The sequence below is a fragment of the Desulforamulus profundi genome, assembly GCF_002607855.1.
Genome location: NZ_AWQQ01000017.1, coordinates 102,255 through 123,119, shown reverse-complemented (window position 1 = coordinate 123,119; position 20,865 = coordinate 102,255). Strand labels below are relative to the sequence as shown.

Annotated in this window: 22 protein-coding genes, 1 other RNA gene and 5 pseudogenes; 2 read left to right on the top strand and 26 right to left on the bottom strand. The window is 46.9% G+C overall.

Features of this window, described 5'->3' with window-relative positions:
• Window positions 1-21: 21 nt before the first annotated feature.
• Window positions 22-177 carry a hypothetical protein gene (locus P378_RS19280; RefSeq protein ID WP_180260936.1) on the top strand — a complete coding sequence of 52 codons (156 nt, stop codon included), beginning with the start codon at window positions 22-24 and terminating at the stop codon, window positions 175-177.
• Between the two features lie 105 nt (window positions 178-282).
• Here P378_RS19280 and P378_RS02290 read toward each other — a convergent pair whose 3' ends face one another.
• The 15 genes and pseudogenes from P378_RS02290 to P378_RS02220 form a co-directional block, all read right to left on the bottom strand.
• Window positions 283-615, bottom strand: a complete 333-nt coding sequence (locus tag P378_RS02290) for an ArsR/SmtB family transcription factor (RefSeq protein WP_099082126.1) — start codon at window positions 613-615, stop codon at window positions 283-285.
• A gap of 7 nt (window positions 616-622) precedes the next feature.
• Window positions 623-1,108 carry an NADH-quinone oxidoreductase subunit B family protein gene (locus P378_RS02285; protein WP_420795957.1) on the bottom strand — a complete coding sequence of 162 codons (486 nt, stop codon included), beginning with the start codon at window positions 1,106-1,108 and terminating at the stop codon, window positions 623-625.
• 41 nt (window positions 1,109-1,149) lie between these two features.
• The gene (locus P378_RS02280) at window positions 1,150-1,482 is read right to left on the bottom strand and encodes a 4Fe-4S binding protein (RefSeq protein ID WP_099082125.1); all 333 of its coding nucleotides are present in this window, start codon (window positions 1,480-1,482) and stop codon (window positions 1,150-1,152) included.
• 40 nt (window positions 1,483-1,522) lie between these two features.
• On the bottom strand, window positions 1,523-3,079 hold the full coding sequence (locus tag P378_RS02275; RefSeq protein ID WP_420795962.1) for a hydrogenase large subunit: 1,557 nt from the start codon (window positions 3,077-3,079) through the stop codon (window positions 1,523-1,525).
• Between the two features lie 34 nt (window positions 3,080-3,113).
• A pseudogene (locus tag P378_RS20640) lies at window positions 3,114-4,144 on the bottom strand (proton-conducting transporter transmembrane domain-containing protein).
• A 440-nt stretch (window positions 4,145-4,584) separates the two neighbouring features.
• The gene (locus tag P378_RS19975; protein WP_207653975.1) at window positions 4,585-4,791 is read right to left on the bottom strand and encodes a hypothetical protein; all 207 of its coding nucleotides are present in this window, start codon (window positions 4,789-4,791) and stop codon (window positions 4,585-4,587) included.
• Entirely contained in the window at window positions 4,788-5,219 is a 432-nt protein-coding gene (locus P378_RS02265) for a hypothetical protein (protein ID WP_207653974.1), read from the bottom strand. Before P378_RS02265 ends, P378_RS19975 begins: the two co-directional genes overlap by 4 nt.
• Window positions 5,220-5,233: 14 nt before the next feature.
• On the bottom strand, window positions 5,234-6,187 hold the full coding sequence (locus P378_RS02260) for a respiratory chain complex I subunit 1 family protein (protein WP_238472775.1): 954 nt from the start codon (window positions 6,185-6,187) through the stop codon (window positions 5,234-5,236).
• A gap of 6 nt (window positions 6,188-6,193) precedes the next feature.
• Window positions 6,194-7,855, bottom strand: a complete 1,662-nt coding sequence (locus P378_RS02255; RefSeq protein WP_207653973.1) for a proton-conducting transporter transmembrane domain-containing protein — start codon at window positions 7,853-7,855, stop codon at window positions 6,194-6,196.
• On the bottom strand, window positions 7,834-8,226 hold the full coding sequence (locus P378_RS19970; protein ID WP_207653972.1) for a hypothetical protein: 393 nt from the start codon (window positions 8,224-8,226) through the stop codon (window positions 7,834-7,836). The genes P378_RS02255 and P378_RS19970 overlap by 22 nt, the downstream gene beginning before the upstream one ends.
• A gap of 115 nt (window positions 8,227-8,341) precedes the next feature.
• Window positions 8,342-8,620, bottom strand: a pseudogene (locus P378_RS02250) (hypothetical protein); the annotation flags it as partial.
• A 307-nt stretch (window positions 8,621-8,927) separates the two neighbouring features.
• Window positions 8,928-9,077 (bottom strand): annotated as a pseudogene (locus tag P378_RS23910) (N-acetylmuramoyl-L-alanine amidase); the annotation flags it as partial.
• Between the two features lie 444 nt (window positions 9,078-9,521).
• Window positions 9,522-9,890, bottom strand: an RNA gene (rnpB, locus tag P378_RS02235) — RNase P RNA component class B.
• 271 nt (window positions 9,891-10,161) lie between these two features.
• The gene (locus P378_RS02230) at window positions 10,162-10,779 is read right to left on the bottom strand and encodes a hypothetical protein (RefSeq protein WP_099082122.1); all 618 of its coding nucleotides are present in this window, start codon (window positions 10,777-10,779) and stop codon (window positions 10,162-10,164) included.
• A 456-nt stretch (window positions 10,780-11,235) separates the two neighbouring features.
• Window positions 11,236-11,610: a DUF4130 domain-containing protein gene (locus tag P378_RS02220; protein ID WP_238472774.1), complete on the bottom strand. Its 375-nt coding sequence runs from the start codon at window positions 11,608-11,610 to the stop codon at window positions 11,236-11,238.
• Between the two features lie 27 nt (window positions 11,611-11,637).
• Here P378_RS02220 and P378_RS02215 point away from each other — a divergent pair, with 27 nt between their 5' ends.
• Entirely contained in the window at window positions 11,638-11,985 is a 348-nt protein-coding gene (locus P378_RS02215; RefSeq protein ID WP_238472773.1) for a hypothetical protein, read from the top strand.
• 119 nt (window positions 11,986-12,104) lie between these two features.
• Here P378_RS02215 and P378_RS23310 read toward each other — a convergent pair whose 3' ends face one another.
• From P378_RS23310 to P378_RS02170, 11 genes and pseudogenes are all read right to left on the bottom strand, one after another.
• Window positions 12,105-13,136, bottom strand: coding sequence for an aldehyde ferredoxin oxidoreductase C-terminal domain-containing protein (locus P378_RS23310; protein WP_338013805.1), 1,032 nt, complete (start codon window positions 13,134-13,136; stop codon window positions 12,105-12,107).
• Between the two features lie 144 nt (window positions 13,137-13,280).
• Window positions 13,281-13,813: pseudogene (locus P378_RS23305) on the bottom strand (aldehyde ferredoxin oxidoreductase N-terminal domain-containing protein); the annotation flags it as partial.
• 7 nt (window positions 13,814-13,820) lie between these two features.
• Window positions 13,821-14,237: a 4Fe-4S dicluster domain-containing protein gene (locus P378_RS02205; protein WP_099082120.1), complete on the bottom strand. Its 417-nt coding sequence runs from the start codon at window positions 14,235-14,237 to the stop codon at window positions 13,821-13,823.
• Between the two features lie 149 nt (window positions 14,238-14,386).
• Entirely contained in the window at window positions 14,387-14,614 is a 228-nt protein-coding gene (locus P378_RS22705; RefSeq protein ID WP_274378627.1) for an oxidoreductase, read from the bottom strand.
• Window positions 14,592-15,500, bottom strand: a complete 909-nt coding sequence (locus P378_RS02195) for an oxidoreductase (protein WP_099082118.1) — start codon at window positions 15,498-15,500, stop codon at window positions 14,592-14,594. The genes P378_RS22705 and P378_RS02195 overlap by 23 nt, the downstream gene beginning before the upstream one ends.
• 88 nt (window positions 15,501-15,588) lie before the next feature.
• Window positions 15,589-16,877, bottom strand: a pseudogene (asnS, locus tag P378_RS02190) (asparagine--tRNA ligase).
• A 177-nt stretch (window positions 16,878-17,054) separates the two neighbouring features.
• A complete protein-coding gene (locus tag P378_RS02185) occupies window positions 17,055-17,828 on the bottom strand; it encodes an acyl-CoA dehydratase activase (RefSeq protein WP_099082117.1) in 774 nt (257 codons plus the stop codon).
• A 3-nt stretch (window positions 17,829-17,831) separates the two neighbouring features.
• Window positions 17,832-18,989 (bottom strand): double-cubane-cluster-containing anaerobic reductase, encoded by a 1,158-nt coding sequence (locus P378_RS02180; protein WP_099082116.1) that lies wholly within the window; start codon window positions 18,987-18,989, stop codon window positions 17,832-17,834.
• A 253-nt stretch (window positions 18,990-19,242) separates the two neighbouring features.
• Window positions 19,243-19,377 carry a hypothetical protein gene (locus tag P378_RS22700; RefSeq protein WP_274378630.1) on the bottom strand — a complete coding sequence of 45 codons (135 nt, stop codon included), beginning with the start codon at window positions 19,375-19,377 and terminating at the stop codon, window positions 19,243-19,245.
• Between the two features lie 66 nt (window positions 19,378-19,443).
• Window positions 19,444-19,725 (bottom strand): DUF503 domain-containing protein, encoded by a 282-nt coding sequence (locus P378_RS02175; protein ID WP_099082115.1) that lies wholly within the window; start codon window positions 19,723-19,725, stop codon window positions 19,444-19,446.
• A 68-nt stretch (window positions 19,726-19,793) separates the two neighbouring features.
• Window positions 19,794-20,633 (bottom strand): zinc metalloprotease HtpX, encoded by an 840-nt coding sequence (locus P378_RS02170; RefSeq protein ID WP_099082114.1) that lies wholly within the window; start codon window positions 20,631-20,633, stop codon window positions 19,794-19,796.
• Between the last annotated feature and the right edge of the window lie 232 nt (window positions 20,634-20,865).

Here is a 20,865-nt window from a genome sequence, read left to right as displayed (position 1 = left end):
ACCGCTCTTCGGCAGGTCTGGGTGCGAGTGAAAGAAGCGCCCTGGCCTGCTATCCCTGACAAGCCACACAGCGGAGCGGCCCGAGGACGGCAGGCGGAAGACGCGGCAGCGGCTGCAGCGTCGCCCGCAGGGACGCGGAGCGGGGCAACAAACAAAAACAGGCTGCTAAAAAAATAACAGCCTGTACCTATTAGTACCTAAATACGATATCACAAAACCCTAGAAAGTAACGGAAAACTTCACTACACATACTAATGAATTCCTAACTGTCACATCATTACTTCACTGTTCTTCTTCACTGAACTTATTTAACATGGTGATCGTATTAATTAAGTGGTTGTTAAAAATTCGTCGGGCAACATCTAAAAGTTCAATAATCGCAGGATCTCTTAATGAATACATAACCTTAGTCCCATCTTTTTTTCCATCCACAATATTTTTACTGCGTAAAACAGCCAATTGTTGCGAAACTGCTGACCCTTCGCTACCAATCAGTGTCTGCAGTTCATTGACATTTTTGTCCCCTTCGGACAATAGTTCGAGGATACGAATACGTAGAGGATGACTAAGGGCTTTAAAAAAATCAGCTTTAAATTGTTGCAATTCAAGACTCAATTAAAGTTCACCCCCCATTGCCAGATACTAGGTCTTCGTATTGATCCAATGCTATAAGAATTCCTTCAATTAGAGCTTGTGGCCTAGGTGGACAACCAGGTATATACACAAATACCGGCACAATTTTGTCCACCCCTCCATTGCCGGCATAGGTTTGGCCAACAATCCCACCCCCGCAGGCGCAAGTTCCTACCGCCACGACCATCTTAGGATTTGCAGTTGCATTGAATGTTTTTCGTACCGCCTCTTCCAGGTGCCGGGTTACGCCACCCGTTACCATTAGCATGTCCGCATGCCGCGGAGAAGCGACAAAATCAATTCCAAACCGTTGTATATCATAAATAGGGTTAGTCAGTGTATTTATTTCAAAATCGCAAGCATTGCACGATCCTGAATCAACATGCCGTATGTGTAAAGATTTTCCAAGCACTTCCTTAATTCTCTGCTGTAATTTTATTCCCGACTCCATTTCTGAGTCCTTGTTAGCGCTCACACCATCAACCTCCTCTAGATAAACGGCAAGTTATTATAATATTATTGGGGTATTCGGACAACTTGTATTAAATCCTTTTTGTTTTTAGTCGCCAGATGATAACCATTCGTCATTCGCATTATCTGGGTTTCACAGACTTCTGCGCAAATCCCGCAAAAGATACATTTGCCATAAGACACAACCAGTTCGCAGCATTCGTCATTCGAAAGAACTTCGATGGCTCCTGTTGGACATGCTGCAACACAGGCTCCGCAATTCTTGCATTTATGAGGCTGTATATCCAATTTCCCGCGATAGCGGCGAGGCGCCTCCTCCGATGGCAACTTGCGTGTTACAATCCCCGTCTTCCAAATTTTACGAATTACTTCAAACATCCGCTTTTTCTTCTCCTTCTACAGCCTAATAAATCATGCTTTAACGGTCACAGCAGGCATAGCACAATTCAAAGCTTTTATTAATCAATGGAAAATCAGGTATTATATTGCCGGGAACAGTCAAAGGAACCGCAGGCCAATTACTATACGTCGCTGAACGCACCCGATACCGATCAACCGTTTCTTCCGGCCCAACCATTACCCAATGTACGGTTTCTCCTTTAGAAGATTCGGTCCATCCCATCCCCCATTGATAGGCCGGAATCTTCGGGAGTGCAGTAATGATATCCCCTGCCGGAATCTGATCAAATACTTGGCGGATAATTGATATAGACTGAAATACCTCGTCAATCCGCACACGAATTCTAGCAAGAACGTCACCTTCCTGATAGATAGGTACAGAAAACGTCACGCGATCATAGGCAGCATATGGCTGGTCACGACGGATATCAATATCTCTGCCGGAAGCCCTTGCCGCAACACCTACAACCTCTAAATCTTTTGCCTGCTGCAGTGTAAGTATACCAGTATTCTTCATACGATCCAGAGCAATGTCATGGGAAAGCAGTATGTTAACCAGTTCTTTAAATTCAGTTTCCACTTTATCTAAGGTTGAAAGAATATCTGAATACTCGGCAGTTGTGACATCAAACCGCACTCCGCCAAGATCTACAATTCCACGTAAATAGCGATGCCCAGCAATTCGTTCATTAAGTTGCAATAGTTCTTCGCGTAAACGCGCCCCTTGACTGACTCCCACTGCAAACCCAAACCCCGCGCACACATTCCCAACATCGCCAATATGGTTATACAACCGCTCCAACTCAAGAAATAATGTGCGAAGATATTTCGCCCGCAACGGAATCTCTACCTGTCCGGTACTTTCAATTGCCTGCGCAAACGATACCGCGTGAGATAAGGCACATACACCACAAATCCTTTCTGCTATGAACAACGCCTTCCTTAGAGGCTTTCCTTCACTAGCCTTCTCTAAACCACGATGTGTATAAAACAGTCTCGCATCTAAATGCAAAATGGTATCACCAACAGCTCCGAAGCGAAAATGACCTGGTTCAATAATTCCCGCGTGAATCGGCCCTACCGGTATTTCTGTAACATCTTGTCCTTCATACCGCATGAACGTCTCGCGGCTTTCTACCCTTGGCACAGTCTCTCTGACTGCAAAATCTTTGCGCAAAGGATGTATTTCTTCCGGCCAGTCGCCATGCAGCGTAAGCGGCCGGAGATCGGGATGCCCCTGCGGCCTAAGCCCTAGCAAGTCTTTCACTTCTCTTTCATACCAATTTAAGGCCGGCATTTCAACTGCTAAGGATGGAAAGGTTGGCTCCGCATCATCAACTAGCGTTTTTACAATAATAAATTGCTTCGTTTTATCAAATAAAAACACATAGTACAGCGCAAACGAACCGGCTGAATTGCGTTCGTCACTGCCAACCATGGTAAATAAACGCCCCTTTTTTTCTTTGCAGAGAAAATGACAAACCTCCGCCAAATAGCCTTTCTCTATAATAATTTCAGTCTCATGGGGTCCGCGTGCAGTAATCGATAGTACTTTTTCACCTAACTGCTGCTTGATGCGGGTAATGAATAATTTCTTATTTTTTCCATAATTACTGTACCCCCTGCAAAATGGCAGACACTTTATGAATTACCTCACTCAGGAAAGGCGAAACATATAAGCCGCAGGTCACAACCATCACCAATGGAATGAACAAAGCAGCCGTCGAACAAAAACTGATTTCCTTTGATACCAGTTTTGTCGGCGCTTCTCCAAAAGTCATTTTGGTAACATACTGTACCATCCCTGCGAAAATCAAGACAACCAATACCAGAAATGAAACGGTAACCCCTATATAGCCCGCTTTAAAACCGGCCATCATAATGGTAAACTCACTAATAAAAATATTAAAAGGTGGCGTCCCCGTAATGGCAAACGTAGCAACCAAGAAAACAATTCCTGTTATCGGCATCGATTTAAGCACGCCTGAAATACGTTCCATTTGCTTCGAACGGTATTTTTGGTTAATGTTCCCTGCTGCCAAGAATAGGAGAGATTTCGCCATCGAGTGATTGAACATATGGAGTAGCGCTCCGTAAAGACCCAATGTCCCGCCAATCCCAACACTAAGGGTGATAATTCCGATATGTTCCACACTGGAATAAGCCAGCATCCGCTTTAGATCATGCTGCACTAAAATAAACGGAACCGTAATGGCAATCGAAAAAATGCCAAAAAAATCATGTATTGAGCTACTTGTCCATTAAGCGTACTATTCGCAATTGCATATATTCGCAATATGCCGTAAAGAGCGGTATTTAGCAGTACACCGGATAAAACCGCACTCACTGGAGAAGGGGCCTGGCTGTGCGCATCCGGTAGCCAGAAATGCATCGGTGCTAAGCCCGCTTTTGTGCCAAAGCCAATTAGCACAAAAACAAATGCAGTTAGCATCCATTTGGGATTTAAATCTTGAGACACCTGCCTTAATACTGTCCAATTGAGGGCAGACGGGCTTTCTCCAGATACATGAACTCCTGAAAGATAGATGAAAATAATCCCTATCAGAGCGAAGGAAATTCCAACGCTGCCCATAATCAAATACTTCCAAGCGGCCTCTAGGGCCGTTTCTTTTTGATACATACCAACCAATAACGCGGAAACGATGGTAGTTATCTCAATTCCTACCCACATTAAGCCAATGCTGTTTACAACACTCACCGCTACCATCGTAAATAGAAACAGGTGAAATAATAAAAAATAATGGTGAAATTGCCGTTCGGTAATCATCCCTTCCGACAGTTCATACTTCATATAGCCGACCGAATACAGTGATGCCGTAAATCCGACAAAAACAATCAACCCTATATTAAACGCGCCTAGGGCATCGATATAAATAAATTCATCCCAGGCAGTTATCGAACTTCCGGTCATTACTTGGTAGGCAACGGCCAGACCAGCCGTTAGCGTTAAGACTGCGCCCACTACCTGAAACCATGCACATACTTGTGTTTTTATCCGCCACGCGATGAGCCCCGTAATGATAGGAGTTAACAAGAGTATCCAAAGCCAATCCATTTATGTCATCCCTTCAATTTTTGCATATTTTCCGTGTTTAAGCTATCAAAAGTGGAATGGATGCGAAATAGTAGTATGCCAATCACAATCACACTCACCAGCAAATCAAAAAATATTCCAAACTCAACCACAAGCGGCATTCCATAAGCAATGGATTCTGCGATGAGAAAAATTCCATTTTCAATGGTGATTAATCCAACACCCTGCATCATAGCTTTTTATGGTCAATCATAATGAAAGTACCTAGAAAAATTAAAATTACGGAAACTGGTAGATACGTTTCCCCATACTCTTTACTCGGCAAATTTAGATCGGAGGCTATATAATACCCCATAGCCGACAACACCAGCGCAATTAGCAAGGAAGTATATTGAGTAGTAAACCGTTCCACTTCTCGTTTAATGTCAATTTTTCTGATGGTGTAATAAAGAATATAGGGTATCAGCAGCGCTTTCACCAGCAGCGTAAAAATAGCGGCAACCAATAAATGCGAAATACCTGTTTTAAACCACATTACACCTGCTGTAAGTGAAAGCAACACGGATTGAAGCGCCAAGATACCGATCGAATCACTGATTTTTCGGATTTGAAACAACATGATGGTGCTAATGAGTAATCCCAAACCAATTAATAGATCCATTTATGCTACTCCTTTTACATGACAACCCGCATAATAACGGCCAATACTGACAGCGCCATAGAAGAAGCCAATAACTTCGGCACCTTAAAAAGCCGGATTTTGGCATACGCCGTCTCGATAAAGGCCAACACAATCCCCAAAGCAACCAATTTTAGTAAATAAATAAAAATTGCTGCAGTCAACCCCTTCCCACTCCAATTAAATGCGATTCCCCAAGGAAAAAACGTACTGATGAAGAGATTTAACATTACTAACTGTTTTATTTGTGCCGCCCACATCATCAACCCCAGATATCTTCCGGAATACTCAAGCAGCATCCCCTCATGAATCATCGTCAATTCTAAGTGGGTATCAGGATTATCAACCGGAATTCGACCTATTTCTGCTATTACTACAGTTAACATAGCCAACAAGGCCAACCCGTAAGACGGATCAATCAAATTCCATTGTTTTTCGGCAATGATCTGTACGATTTGTCCTAGTTTCGTTGTACCGCTGGAGAGACATACCGTAAATAAAGCCAACAGCAGAGCAGGCTCTATGATGGCTCCAAGCGCCATCTCCCTGCTGGACCCCATGCCGCCGAACGAACTGCCGGCATCAAGCGCCGTAAGCGCCGTAAAGAACCGAGCTAATCCCAACAGATAAACAACCATGATTACATCTCCGGCAAAGCTCAATGGCGCATTGGCGATAAAGGTTGGAACAAGCAGGCCGGCTGTTATAACCGAAGTAAACGTAATATACGGAGTCACTTTCGTCAACCAGGATACTTGCTCAGAAATAACGGCATCCTTTTTTAAGCTTTTTATAATATCATAGTAAGACTGAAAGATACGCGGCCCAATACGGCTTTGTAACCCGGCCTTCAATTTTTTGATTAATCCCTGGATAAAAGGAGCAAGCAGCATCAAAATAGCCGCCTGCAACAATGTCCACCCTACTGTCTGAATCATTTGTTCTATCATGTAAACTTACACCTGCCTAATCCAAAGTAGTGCCACGATGAGTGTAATGACCATATATGCCAGGTAACTTTGCAGATTTCCATTCTGTATCATCCTAATTCCCTGTGACAATTTGACTGTAAATGCAATGACAGGCTTATATACCGCATCCTCTATGGAATGATAATTCTGCAAACGATGACTAATTTTCCGAGGATAATATGTATACTGTTCATACACTTCCACTTTTCTATGAGTACCGGTTAATCGCTGCAAAATCATCAAGACAGGATGGGAAAAAGATGTGCCGGTGTATTCCATAGAAGATTGTAGCGGTGTACCACAATTCCATGTCTCATCGATCTGAACTTTACTCGTTCCGACCCAAAAACGCAACAAAACAATACTAAGAGTCAATACACCCAGCAAGGCAAGCAGCATTACACCTGGAAATAAAGTTTCCGTTGAATGCCCGGCAAACGGCACATACCAAATTGCATTACCTGCCAGGTGTGTATGAAAAACCTTTTCATTTATATTTTTAGTAATCGTAAGAACAAATCCCGGCCAAATACCCAAGACTAAAGAGAATAACGCCAATATCGCCATCCCGATGCGCATGGCTACGGGAACTTCCTCCGCATGCTCTGCATGTTCGCTGCGGGGCATCGCCAGAAATGCGGTTCCAAAGTGTTTAACAACCCCACCTGCTGCAAAAGCTCCAGTCAATCCGAGAGCCGCCGCCGAAAGGCCGCCAGCAATTTTCCACCAAGGACTTTGGATGTCAAAGGAAAGATGCAACAGCGATTGAAAAGTAGCCCATTCACTGATAAAACCGTTAAACGGCGGTAAAGCAGATAGTGCTAGCCCCCCAACCAGAAATAGCACGGCCGTCACCGGCATGCGTTTGATTAATCCGCCCAATTCATTGATATTCCTGGTGTGGGTTGCAAAGAGAACAGCGCCAGCCCCCATAAATAAGGTCCCTTTAAACATGGCGTGATTCAAAGTGTGGTACAGAGCCGCTGTCAAAGCTAATGCTGCAAGAAACGGCTGCTGGTATGCACTAAAAATGATAGACGCCCCGATTCCCATAAAGATAATACCCATATTTTCGGCGCTACTGTAAGCAAGGAACCGTTTTATATCATTTTCGGCCAAGCCATACAAAATCCCAATAAAAGCAGATAGTACTCCGGCTGCTAGTACAATTGCCCCCCACCAAACAGGCCCGCCGCCTAAAAAGTCAAAACTTACCCGCAATAATCCATACGCAGCCGTTTTAATCATAACAGCTGACATGAGAGCCGAAATATGGCTTGGCGCTGCTGGATGAGCTCTGGGAAGCCAAATATGCAGCGGCACAATGCCTGCCTTTGTGCCAAATCCTAAAAAGGCCATGAGAAATATAAGATTCCTAAGCCAGTTAGGAATCTGGGAAGCCATATTCTGAAAGGTAACAAAACTGAAACTTCCCGTAAATAAAAACAGAGCTAAAAACGAAAGAATAATAAAAACTGTTCCGATATGAGTCATTACGACATAAACATATCCCGCCCGGCGAACTTCCGATCGTTCATGCTCGTACATCACGAGAAAAAAGGAGACAAGGGACATAAGCTCCCAAGCGACCAAGAAGGCAAACCCGTTATCTACCGTTACAACTCCTACCATGGAAAGCAAAAACAAATTGAGGCCGCCTCCAAGTAAACCAACATTTTTTTATGATAGTATTCGGTGACGTAACCAATGGAATAAATGGATACGGCCGACGCTAACACACAGATAATTAGCAGAAAAAACGCGGATAAGGTGTCGATTCGAAAAGATAACGAAATATCGGAGACAATATGCCAGGCCGATAAAGAAATAGTTTGCTGCTCAAGTAATACGCGTAATGCGGTAACAGCTCCTGTCATTCCTCCCAGGAAGGAAGATACGTGAGAAATCAGATTGGCTGTTCGCGGATTTTGGCTTACAACGACAGCAGCGAAAGTACCAAATAGAAAGAAGGATAAAGTTGTAATAAATAGTACCATATCCAGACTTGATCCGATCATACCCAAACCCCCAAAATAATTGTATTATAGAATCTACCTGTAACAAGAACGGCACCCACGCTTTTACAAGCATGGTTGCCACTTCAACTGATATCGGTAGTTTTTTTATTATTCTTTAGCGGCAGCCGCTTCGGACAGTGCTTCCCCATATAATTTTGCGAACCGTTAACCTTTCAGCCGCATCTTGGGCCGTTTTGTCAAACAGCGCTTCGGCCTGGTCAGGGAATTGTTGCTTGAGCGAGGAATAACGCACTTCGCCCATGAGGAATTCCTTAAAGTCGGCTGTGGGTTCTTTGGAATCCAAGCTGAACGGGTTTTTCCCCATATCTTTCAGCGCCGGATTGTAGCGGTATATCCCCCAGTAACCTGCTTCGACCGCTTTTTTGACTTCCAAATAATGTTCACTAGTTCTTTTAGAAATTCCGATTTACTCTTATTATCTCTATAATTTAAATAATCATATTATCAAATATCTGACTATTTAAATATATATAATTCATCATTGCTTGTCAACTTCTAATTCTTTACTATGCCTTCCAAAACGCGCTAGCAGGTGTATCGCTACGAAACGATACATGCGCCCTCTTTTAAGTGCTAGCGTATTAATCCGGTTTTCTTGCGCAGGAATAAGGCCACGACCATGGGAAAACCGTAGGTTGCCACCAGACGGGCCATTTCTTCCATGTCGTGACCTCCTTCACGCCCCGGTCGGCGGTCTTTAGTTCCGCCACTAACCTGTCCTGAATACAAGCAGCCAGCCTTTGGCCTGGCACGCTCCCCGGATAATGGTACACTTCTGTGCCGTGAGCCGCTTCACTCACGGCGCTGTTGGCGTAAAGGCTGACAAAAATGTTGCTAGATGTGTACAGCCATAAAATGGCCGGAGGCCAGGAAAAATATCCGCCTGGCTTGAAGCTGCCGCCCCGACCACAACAACTTCACCGGACAAAAATATTTCTAAAAAAGTTCCCAAAAAAGTACAAAAAAGGGGAGGCCCAATAACGGGCTTCCCCTTTTCATTTTCTTTCAATTGCTATACGGTTGCTACATTTTAATCAAAAAGCCCTTGCAGCACTACCTGCAAAGGCTTGATTTACTTGGTGGAGACAAGCGGGATCGAACCGCTGACCTCTTGAATGCCATTCAAGCGCTCTCCCAGCTGAGCTATGCCCCATTTTCTGTTGCAACCGGGACCTCATCCCGACGAAAGTTATTGTAGCACAGTTTGTTGAAGTGTGCAAGTCCAATTTTAATAATTTTTAACATACCAAGTTTTATAAAATTGCCAAAGATACAGCCGTAAGCGAGATTCTGTTTTAGTAGTCATCTATCTAAGGAGAGGATCTCTCCTTCCTCGCCGGTGCGAGGTGCCCCTACCCGCAGGTGACAAAACGCCCCTGCCTATTTGGGTTGCACGCTGGTGGAGTTTACCCTTGCACTCACCGGTCGCCCGGTGACATTGTTTCTGTGGCACTTTATGGTTACTTGCCACTCAGAGAGTTGCTTTCACCGTCGTCAGGTCACCCTGCCCCGGCTTGCGCCGGGCACCATTTTACACCTGCCGTGGCCTCTTGGCCCCTTGCGGCCTTTAGCTTCATCAGCAAAGTGTGCGTGTCTCGACTTTCCTCTGCTCCGTTGACACGGAACAGCGACTACCCGCTGTACTTTGACAGTCTAAAAAACTTGCGACAATAACTAATTATACTGGATTTTCACCGTAAATCAAGTGGTTTGTTACTGGAAGGTGATTTAAAATTATCCAGTCATCCTTCCATCCTAGCTCTATTATAACATCAGAAAAGCTTGATTTACTTGTGCCCTGTGGGTACGCCACGCCTTTAGCGGAAACCTTAGCTTTTCTATCATCCATAATATTTTATCATTATGACAGCAAAAAAACAAACCTACATGCAGTAGGTTTGCTAACACACCAGGTTACTTTTGAAGTTTCACCTTAATACCGCCGATAATAAAGTTTTCATCTACATAACGATCGCCCATTTGGGTAAGTTTAATCCAATCGGAAGCATGCACAAAGTTCTTATCGCCTGCTCTTTCGATCATTCCTGCTTCTTCTAAAGAAAGTATTTCGGGTACGAGAACAGCGCGGCTGGTATTCATCTTTGCTGCCAGGTTGGCAACACTGATGGCAAGACCTGGCTCCGTTTTCTGCTGCTCAAACAACATTTTCAGCAAATGGTCTTTGGTCGATTCCGAACTATGATAGAGTGAAAGTTTTTTATAAGCTTTCCAAAGCTCCAATTCTCCCTGCGTCACCTGGGGCCAGTAATCGATCTCTGTCAAAGAATCCGTGAGAATTCTGATTTGCTTGGTCATATCCGGTTGATAATTTTTAAATAAAATGTATTTGACTTTTCCCAGTACCATCATGTCTAATTCTCGCCTGCTGATGGTTAAGAAATTATCACTGACAAAAGCAGTGGCCAAATCATTGTTCATGTAAAAACTAACTTCCGTCCCGGGCACTGGTTTTTGTACGGCTGTAGTATTAATTTGCTTGACAACATAAGGATTGATTAAGGCTTTTTTCATCTCTTCATCACTCCCTTTTTAATTTAGTTGATATATCAATAACAAAAAACAAAAATTATTAAAAGGGGTTTTGTCGAAATTGTCACAAATAAAATTAATAGAATATTCACCCCACTATCCTAATAGATATAAATAAGCGGAATAAACTTCTATTATGTTAAGTAATTATAAAAGTTCTAAGAAAATGGTAAAACTATGTATATTTTTTAAATTTATTACCAAAACTCAATTCAACATTGTGGAAAGGCAGGAATTTTAGCAATTATGAAGAAGTTATAATAAAGTCACGACAAGGGGGATGATTAACGATGGAAACTCAAAAGCCTAGCTGCGGTTACAGGGTCAACCAGAGAAATGACGGATCCCTTATCGGCATTGAAGTTATCTGTTGCAACAAGCACATCGGTGAAGTTCGATTTAAAGACGGTGAAGTTCTGTCCTGCCCGGAATGTGGGATTAAACATAGAATAAAGATTCATCACAACCATTTTCATATAGACCGTGACGACCAAACTGAATAATCAAAAAGAGTCCGCACCCCGGTGGTGTGGACTCTTTTGCATTTATTGAATAACGGGCAGGCATAAACTGACGCTGCAGCCTGGGATTTACCCGGTCCTGAATGGCAGTACTGGCAAAATACTGTTTCCACAGCTGCTGGTAAAGGGTCTCATTCTCTTCATAGAGAAGGTGACCGGGTAAATCCAGATTTGTAATAAACCACTCTCTCTGGTTATAGACAGCACCCAAACCCCTCTTCAGGTCGTGGATGATCCAATTTTGATCTGCCAGCCGCTGTACAAAATGAGGCCGCCACCAGGCCGACGACATTGTGGTCCGGTTCAATGGGCGCAAACGTTGGCTGTCTTATTCTTAACGTTAACGTTAACAAAATTAAAAGGGGAGTGGGCCGGCGCCAGGGGAAACTACAGCGCAACCTTTGCCGTGGGTTTTTTACTTTCACTTTATTTTCAGGTTGTCCTGGGGTATAATTCCCAGTCAGCAGTGAGTATGGCCATTGTTACCTTGCTGCTGGCCGTCTATGTGGGCAATGTTAAACTAAGCCAGGCCCCGGTGGACCTGCTGTTAAAAGGCACCAAAACAGTCTTTATGGTATTTACCGTCATTTGCTTCGTAGGAATATTTGCTTCTTTAGCCAGGGGAAAAAACTCTTCCCAAACAGGTAAGTCAAACCTTCCTGGCTAGCGTTAGCCCTGTAAATGAAATCCTAGTTTAATCAGTATTTTATTTCGAGCTAAATAACCGGATTGAAAGAAAAAAGCCAGAGAGGTTATCTCTGGCCTTACTTTGTTCAAAAGCAGCTTTTATAGTTTGTTTTGATAAATCGTTACCATTTCCTCCAATTGTTCTCTTTCCAATTTCCCGGTCAGGCTGGTGGTCTCAAAAAAGCGCTGGGGAACCTCCAGATCGTTTAACCCAAAGCCCAATTTCGTTCTGGTGGCATTCTTGATCTCAAAAATGTCATGGCCCAGTTTCTCCAGTTCCTCGACTGTGGTGGGAATGCCAATGGAATCCAGGGCGGCGATGACCGTGTCTGCCTGGTAGATTTCCCGGGCAAAGAGACAGATGGTGAGGCAGTTTAAAACATTGCGCCATTTTTCTTCCTTGATTAAGGCTGCCACCTTCTCCTCCGGAGATTTGTCCTTTAACTTCTGGTCCACGGAATAACCTGCATTGTCCAGGTGACTGTGCCTGGCCCCCACCGCCTGGCCCAGAATATTGGCATAGCCCGTGTGATAGCCGGCAATCTCAGTTTTCCCCAGGGTCATGGCGTATTCCTGCCCGCCGTACCTTTGGGCAGCGGCAAAGGCGCCCAGGGCCAGTGTCCGGTACAGTTCATCGGGCTGCTGGACAATTCTATTTAAAATTTCCAGGTATGGGCCGGCTTGATCAAATTCCGGTTTGACGCCCAGCTGTTCCTGGCTGATGATGCCCCTTTGGCAGGCCTCGGTCGCCCAGCCCAGCAAAACACCGGCGCTGATGGCATCCAGTCCCAGTTCCTCCACGGCATCAATCATTTCATAGATTTTATCCTGGCTTGACATGCCCAGGAAGGAACCCAGGGCGAAAATTAACTCATGGTCATAGGAAAGGTTTTTGGACTCATAGTCGTAACCCGGGCCGAATTCCCTGCGGTGCAGCCCGATATGAATGCACCCTACCGGGCAGCCGGAACAGGCCATCTTCCGGACCAGACTTTGCTCCGCAAAGGCTTCCCCGCTGATGGCTTCGGCATGTTCAAAGGAACTCTGCTGCAAATTTCTTGTGGGCAGCCCGTTTAAATGATTCAAACCGCTTACGTTAATGGAGGTGCCCAGGCCATGGTATTTATCCATGATATCGGTGGTAACAGACCGGTTATAGATCTCCTTATAAACGTTGTTGTATTTGGCAAAGTCTTCAATTTTTTCTTCTATTTCTCCGTAGATAACCAGGGCCTTTAATTTTTTCGAGCCAAATAAGGCCCCTAAACCGAGCCGACCGAAATGGCGGTAGGTATCCACATTAACATTGGCGAAACGGACGCCTTGCTCCCCGGCAGGTCCGATGCGGATGCAGCTGCGGTGCCCCCGGCCGGGTTCCAGGTTCCTTAATATGCTCCCTGTCTCGGATACGGAAAGCCCCCAGAGGGCCGAAGCGTCTTTAAAACGTACCCCCTGGTGACCGATGGATAGATAAATGGGACGTGCCGCTTTGCCTCGTATGACGATGGCCTGGAAGCCGCTCATACGCATGGCCAGGGCCAGTCGCATGCCGGCATAACTTTCGCCCCACTCTCCGGTAAGGGGGAGTGGAATACCGCCACCGTTTTGGTGACCACCGGAAAAATAGTGGACATGGGGCCGTTGGCCAAGATGATGGGCTGTTCCGGGTCCAGGGGGTCTTTATCCGGTTGGACCAACTCGGAAAACAGCTTGGCCGCCACCCCGATTCCCCCGATATAAGGGGCCAGGTCTTCCCGCCGGATGGTCTCAACCTTTTGATTGGTTAAATCGATATCCAGCACTTTCATAATTCGCTTACCACCCATCGTTTTTCACCTCCATCGTAATCACCTGGTGGGGGCAAAAACGGGTACAGGTGCCGCACTGGATGCAGATGATCGGTTTGTTGCTTTCATGGTCAAACCGGATAGTTTTTACCACACAGGCCTCCACACAGTCCTGGCAGCCCATGCATTTATCGGGGAGGAATCGCACCCCGCCGCCGGACCGGGGCAGCAGTGCGCCGCAGTTGCAGGCCCTGGCACAGGCCGGGTCACTGCAGCCCCGGCAAATATCCGCCAGAAAACGGCTTTGCAAGCCCCCGGCTGTATGGATTTGAATGGCGGATTTAGAAAGAGAAAAACTATGCTTTATCACCCTTGCACAGGCAAGCATACAGGAGTAACAGCCGATACATTTGGCCATATATTTAGCGTGCAGTATTTTCGCCATGCAAAACCTCCTTTTGATATGCCCGACATGTGCCCATTATAACCCACTGCCTGTATTGGTGCAACCGAGTTTACAGTTTTTTAACCTGCCGTAATTTTAAATTAACCACAACGAATAAAAAGAAGCCCTGAAATTTCAGGCTTAATCCATTACTTCGCTTTTAATTCCTTGTTTACCGTACAGATCAAACCACCCTGGGTAATTCCCTTAAAACAGGTATTGCAGTACAGACATTGGTCCGGAGTATCGCCGGATTGGACTTTATTGGGCCAGTTGGGGTCCGCAATCAGGCTGCGGCCCAAAGCCACCAGGTCACAGTCCCTCTCAGCCAGCGCTCTTTCGGCCACCTCCGGGTTATTTAATTTGCCTACGGCAATGACCGGGATTGTTACGGTCTCCTTGACCTGGTGCGCGTAACTTAAATAATGCCCATAGGCTCATTTTTCCCCGGAGCAGATGTGGCCGGTATGGCCGCCATCCCCACCAGGACGGCACTTCTACCTCATGGGCGGAGACATGCAGCAGGTCCGCCCCGGCAGCTTCAAAAATGCCCGCCAACTCTACAGCATCGGCAGGATCCAATCCTTGATCGCCATATTCTTTACCGTTAAAACGAACACCAATCAGAAGTTTGTCTCCCAATTGCTCCCGGATGCCTTTAATAATGTCAACCACAATCTTGGCCCGGTTTGCATTGGACCCACCGTATTCATCTGTGCGCCGGTTCATGATGGGTGAAAGGAAAGAACTCAGCAAGTAACCATGGGCTGCATGGAGTTCAATCCCGTCAAAGCCGGCCTGTTGTGCCCGCAGGGCGCCGGCCACAAAGTCCTTTACGACATGATCAATATCCTCTTTCGTAAGCTCATAGGTAGGCTCATCTTTAAAGAAGGGAACCGCAGAGGGAGATACGGGCATTTCACCTAAAAAGGACGACCTGCCCCGGGGTCCGGAGTGGGCCAGTTGAATAAAGGCAATTACCCCGTTATCTTTAAAAATCTTGGTGATTTCACTCAAGGAATCGATGGCTTCATCATTGTATATACCCATGGACTTGGAGGTTAGTTTCCCTCTGGGACTAACCACCCCCGGTTCCATAATAATGGTGCCTACGCCGCCTGCTGCCCGCTGCCGGTAGTAGTCAACCAGTCCCGGGGTCACTTCGGCGTTTTCGGTAGCAAAGCTGGTGGTGGTTGGTGCAAAGACCAGCCTGTTTTTCAGTTGTTTACCGTTTAATGTAAATGGACCAAAAAGAAGGTTCATTATTTTCACTCCCGTCTTTTTACTGCTTGCATAGTAATTTTATAGATTAACCCCGGAGTGAACTCCCCGGGGGTTTTTTGTATCTTTTTTAAGGATAAACCCGGTACAGCATACGCGGATAAGGATGGTTTCCCTCACGTGATCCAGCTTGCAAATCCAGGCCACCGTCCGCTCCAGCCCCAGGCCAAATCCTGAGTGGGGTACACTGCCGTAGCGCCGCAAATCAAGGTACCACTCAAAGGCTTCCTTGGGCAATTTATGTTCTTCGATTCTCTGCTCCAGCAGTTTCAGGTCATCAAGGCGCTGGCCGCCGCCAATCATCTCGCCGTAGCCCTCCGGTGCAATCAAATCCGCCCCCAGCACCACCCTGGGATCTTCCGGGTCCGGTTTCATATAGAAAGCTTTAATTTCAGCGGGGAAACGGTGGATGAAGACCGGCGCATCAAAACTTTCGGAAATAATGGTTTCGTGTGGAGCCCCAAAGTCGTCACCCCAGGTAAATTCCTCTCCCTTGCTCTTGAGCAATTCCACGGCCTCAGTGTAGCTGAGGCGGGGGAAGGGCAATTGAACGGCTTCCAGTTTGCTGATGTCCCGGCCCAGGAACTCCAGGTCTTGCCGCCTGCGTTCCAGCACCCGCTGGACAATGAAGTAAACCAGTTCTTCCTGCAGTTTCATGTTGTCTTCATGATCAAAGAAGGCTGCTTCCGCTTCAATCATCCAGAATTCCATCAGATGCCGGCGTGTTTTTGATTTTTCCGCCCGGAAGGTGGGGCCAAAGCAGTACATCCGACCCACCGCCATGGCAGAAGCCTCGTTGTACAGCTGGCCGCTCTGGGACAGGTAGGCCTTTTCCCCGTGGTAGTCCAGTTCAAATAACGTGGTGGTTCCCTCACAGGCTGCCGGCGTAATGATGGGGCTGTCCACCAGGGTGAAATCATTTTGATGGAAAAAGTCCCTGGCGGCCTGTTCAATCTCCGCCCTGATTCTCAAAATGGCATTTTGCCTGGGTGTCCTGATCCACAGGTGACGGCGGTCCATTAGGAAGTCTACCCCGTGCTCCTTGTGGGAAATGGGATATTCCTCCGCCAGATTGATGATCTCCAGACCTGTCACCGTGAGTTCGTAACCCCCCACCGAACGGGGTTCCTCGCGGACGATCCCCTTCACCCGGAGGGAGGATTCCTGGGTGATGTCCTTGGCCATATCAAAAAGTTCCGGGGCCTCCTTCTTTACCAGAACCCCCTGAACCAGTCCGGTACCGTCCCTTAGAATAAGAAACTGAATTTTCCCCGATGAGCGCTTGTTGTATAACCACCCCTGAATGGTTACTTCTTCGCCCACATGTTTTCCAAGATGTTTGATTAATGTGCCCTGCATCGACTCATTCACCTCAAGTTCAATATTATCATTCTCTGGGGCGTTAAATCTATACAAAATTAGGCTTTTATTAGATGAATTGTTGGTACAGGCAAGAGTTGACAAGGAAATGCCGGCCGGCTTGGGCAACTCCATAAAAAGGAAAAGAGTCTCCTCATAAGGAAAACTCTTTTACCGTTACTTTTTAAGCGTCAGTTCCTTGGCATAAAGGGCGGCCCCCAGGGCCCCTGCCAGTTGGCCCATGGCCGGGGCAATGACCTCACAGCCGGCTGCCCGCGCCAGCCGCTCTCGAACGTCCGGATTTTTGGCCACGCCGCCGGTAAAGATGACCTTACCGGCGGGAGCAAACCGGCTGGCCATGCCCCAGACTCGCCTGGCCACCGAGCGGTGGATGCCGGCGATAATGTCTCTTTTATCCTCACCCTTGGCCAGTAGGCTGATGACTTCCGATTCTGCAAAGACGGTACACATGCTGTTAATCTCCAGAGGCTGCCGACCCCGGGCCAGTTCTCCCAATTCGCTCACGTCTACGCCCAGAGCCGCTGCGATCACTTGTAAAAAACGACCGGTACCGGCAGCACACTTATCATTCATGACAAAGTCAAGTACCTTGCCCTGATCATTGGTTAAGATAGCCTTGCTGTCCTGCCCTCCAATGTCAATGACCAGTCCCCCTGCGCCTGCCAGGTAACCGGCACCCCGGGCATGGCAGTGGATTTCAGTCACTGCCTTGTCAATGAAGCCCAGGGAAACCCGTCCATATCCGGTGCCGACTTTACATTGGACATCCCTTTCCCGAATTCCTACTGCTTCCAGCAATTCCTCGTAAGTTTGCAAGCCGGCATCTCTGGGACTCCACCCGGTGGGACGGACCAAGTACTTAACCTCATCATCCAGCAGCAGAACAACCTTTGTGGAAACCGAACCCACATCGATGCCCGAGGTAATCATCCTTTATTCCCCCTGGATGAGTTCCACAAAAGCCTGAACCCGCACTCTCAGCTGTTCCACATCGGACTCGGAGTAGTCGGTTTCCAGGTGCATATAAGGCAAATTCAGCTGGTTTTGCACATAATCCCGGATCACAAAGGCTTCCACGTTATAGGTATGGCAGGCCTGCCAGGTTAAATCCACCACTGCGTCCACCTGGTACTCCTTGGCCAGCTTATCAATTAATTCCAGTCTTCCTTCGTTAGGAGACATGCAGGAACAGGGGATGCTCAGGTATTTCTCAGCCAATGCCAGCATAACATCTTTGTTTGGATCCTCATCCACCAACCGGTCCAGGGCCTTGTAACCGGAACAGTTCTCAAAGGCCACCACCGAGGCGCCGCATTCCTCCAGCAGCCGGACTACCTTCTCAGAACCAAAACCCACAGGGCAGCCGGTTAAAAGAATCCGCGGGGTTTCACCGGTGAAGGGGCTCAATCCCCGGGCTGCCGTTTCCTCAATTTCAGCCGTTAAATCCTCCACTAACTTAATCCCATCTTCTTTGTTAATATTAAAACCTTTGGTCCAGACGGATACCAGCAAATCCACACCGGTGACAGGCGAAGGCTTTACTTTGGTAGTGGCATGCAGCCGACGCATGGCTTCCCTTTCCCTGTTCATTAATTTGATGGCCTTGCGAATATCATCCTCGGTGATCTCCACTTCGAACTTTTCAGCCAACCAGTCCTTTAGCACCTGCATTTCATTGGTCCAGGCAGCCAGCGCCTCTTCAGACTTTGGACTGTGAGGCAGGTTCATCACATGCACGGGCCTTATCTTGCCCATTAATTCGTACATTTTTTTCTTACCATCACAGGTGGTTTCGGCCACCAACAGGTCCGCAGCCTCAAAATACGGGCACTTGCCGGTAATGGCAAAACCATAGCTGGATTTAATTAAAGGGCACAGGTTTCTGGGCAGATCCCTTTCCGCAGCAGCCACCGGTTCCTGGCGGGTACCGCACAGGGTGACGGGGTGCGCGCCGGCAGCCAGAATGAGTTCCTGGGGGATAAAGGTGCAGTAGCAGCCCACAACCTTCTTGCCTTCCCGCTTGGCATTTTGCACCGTGAGAACATTCAAATTGCGCAGTTCATCAAAAATTTTCATACTTTGGGGTCTCATCATCATTTCCTCCGAAACATTTATTTTAAGCCTTTTCTAAAACAATATTAGCCCCCAAATATGATATTCCTTTTATACAAGGTATCACATTATTTTATAATAACCCGGGTTGATATAACTTTCCGGTATTTTACTCTTTCTAGATTTAACACTGAACCGAAAACCTGAGTTCTCCTTCTGCCAGCCCTAAATCTTAATCAGTTCATATTTTCTCATGCCTAAGCCGATGCTTTCGGCGTATATGTTTATAAGGTTAAAAAAACTTGATGTCATTTAGCTTAAACCAGCCAAATGTATCCAAAGTATCGGCTAGAAGGTCAAACAGTATTTTTTGTTCCTCAAAGGTCAAGTCCTCAATCTGCTTCGCTAATTCTTCCACTCGGGTCAAGCAGAATCCCCCCTACCAATCTTTTCCTTTTTATAGGATATACTATTCTGTGATTTTACGCAATTGTTACAGTATTTCCACAGAATAATGAATCAGGTCCGCCCCTCCGTTGGCCTCGATGGAACGAATGACGGTTTCCAACATCTGGTTGACATGGCCCGTTTCATTACTCACCACTGCCACACCCAGCGTGGCCCGCTGCCAGAGATCCTGATTGTCCACCTCGGCAATGGAAACGTTATATTTGCTGCGGACCCGGTCAACGATGCTTTTTAATACCCTTCTTTTATCTTTCAGGGTGGTGGCCCCCCCAATGTGCAGTTCTACCGTCATCAGGCCTACAATCAACTTTTACCACCTCTTTGCTTCAATATGAAAGATGGGCAGCCCCCGGGGGGTGCCCATTGGTAAATACACTAAAATCTCATCTGGCGGAGACGTTGAACGCGGTCTTGAATGGGCGGGTGGGTACTGAACAGTTTTACCACTGAACGGCCTGACAGCGGGTTGGTAATGAACATGTGAGAGGCAGCCGGGTTCACCTGCATGGGAATATGGTGTGCCGCCCGCTCCAGCTTCAGCAGGGCATTGGCCAGACCGTCCGGTTTTCCCGCAATCCGGGCACCCAGTTCATCGGCGCCGTATTCCCGGGACCGGGAAATGGCCAGTTGAACGATGGTGGCCGCGATGGGGGCGATCATGGCCAGCACCAGGGCCCCGATGCCGCCGCCCTCTTCGTCATCACCCCGCAGACCGCCAAAAATGGCTCCCCACTGAATGATGTTGGCGATCCAGGTAATGGCGCCGGCAAATGCTGCAGCAATGGTACCCACCAGGATATCCCGGTTGGCGATGTGGGCCAATTCATGGGCCAGGACACCTTCCAGCTCATCACGGTCGCACAGGTGGAGCAAACCTTCTGTAACCGCCACCGCAGCATGCTGGGGGCTGCGACCGGTGGCAAAGGCATTGGGTTGATGGGAAGGTGTAATATAGACTTTGGGCATCGGCAGCCTGGCCCGTTGGGCCAATTTACGGATAATGGCATAAAGTTCCGGTGCTTCCTGTTCGGTTACCGGCTTTGAACCGGTCATCTTAATGGCAATTTTATCACTGTAAAAATAGCTGAACAGGTTCATTCCCAACGAAATCAACAGAAAAGTGGTGGCGCCCCTGGGACCGCCGACAGCCTGGCCGATGGCAACAAGGATCACGCTTAAAATTCCCATTAGAGCAATTACTTTCAGGTTGTTCATCCTAATTCCCTCCTTTGGAATAATACAGTATTCGAATCACCCCGGTTAAAATCCTGCCAATGAAACCTTATCTATTAGTATGGCCCCTCACCTCCCAAATATGGCTGAAGATAATAGAAAAAGACCTTTAACACAAAGCTCATCAAATAAAGAACTCTGTGTTAAAGGTCTTGCCGTTGGAAGATCCAACAACGAAGCCAGGTGCTGCGAACACCGTACTGTTGACTTCGTT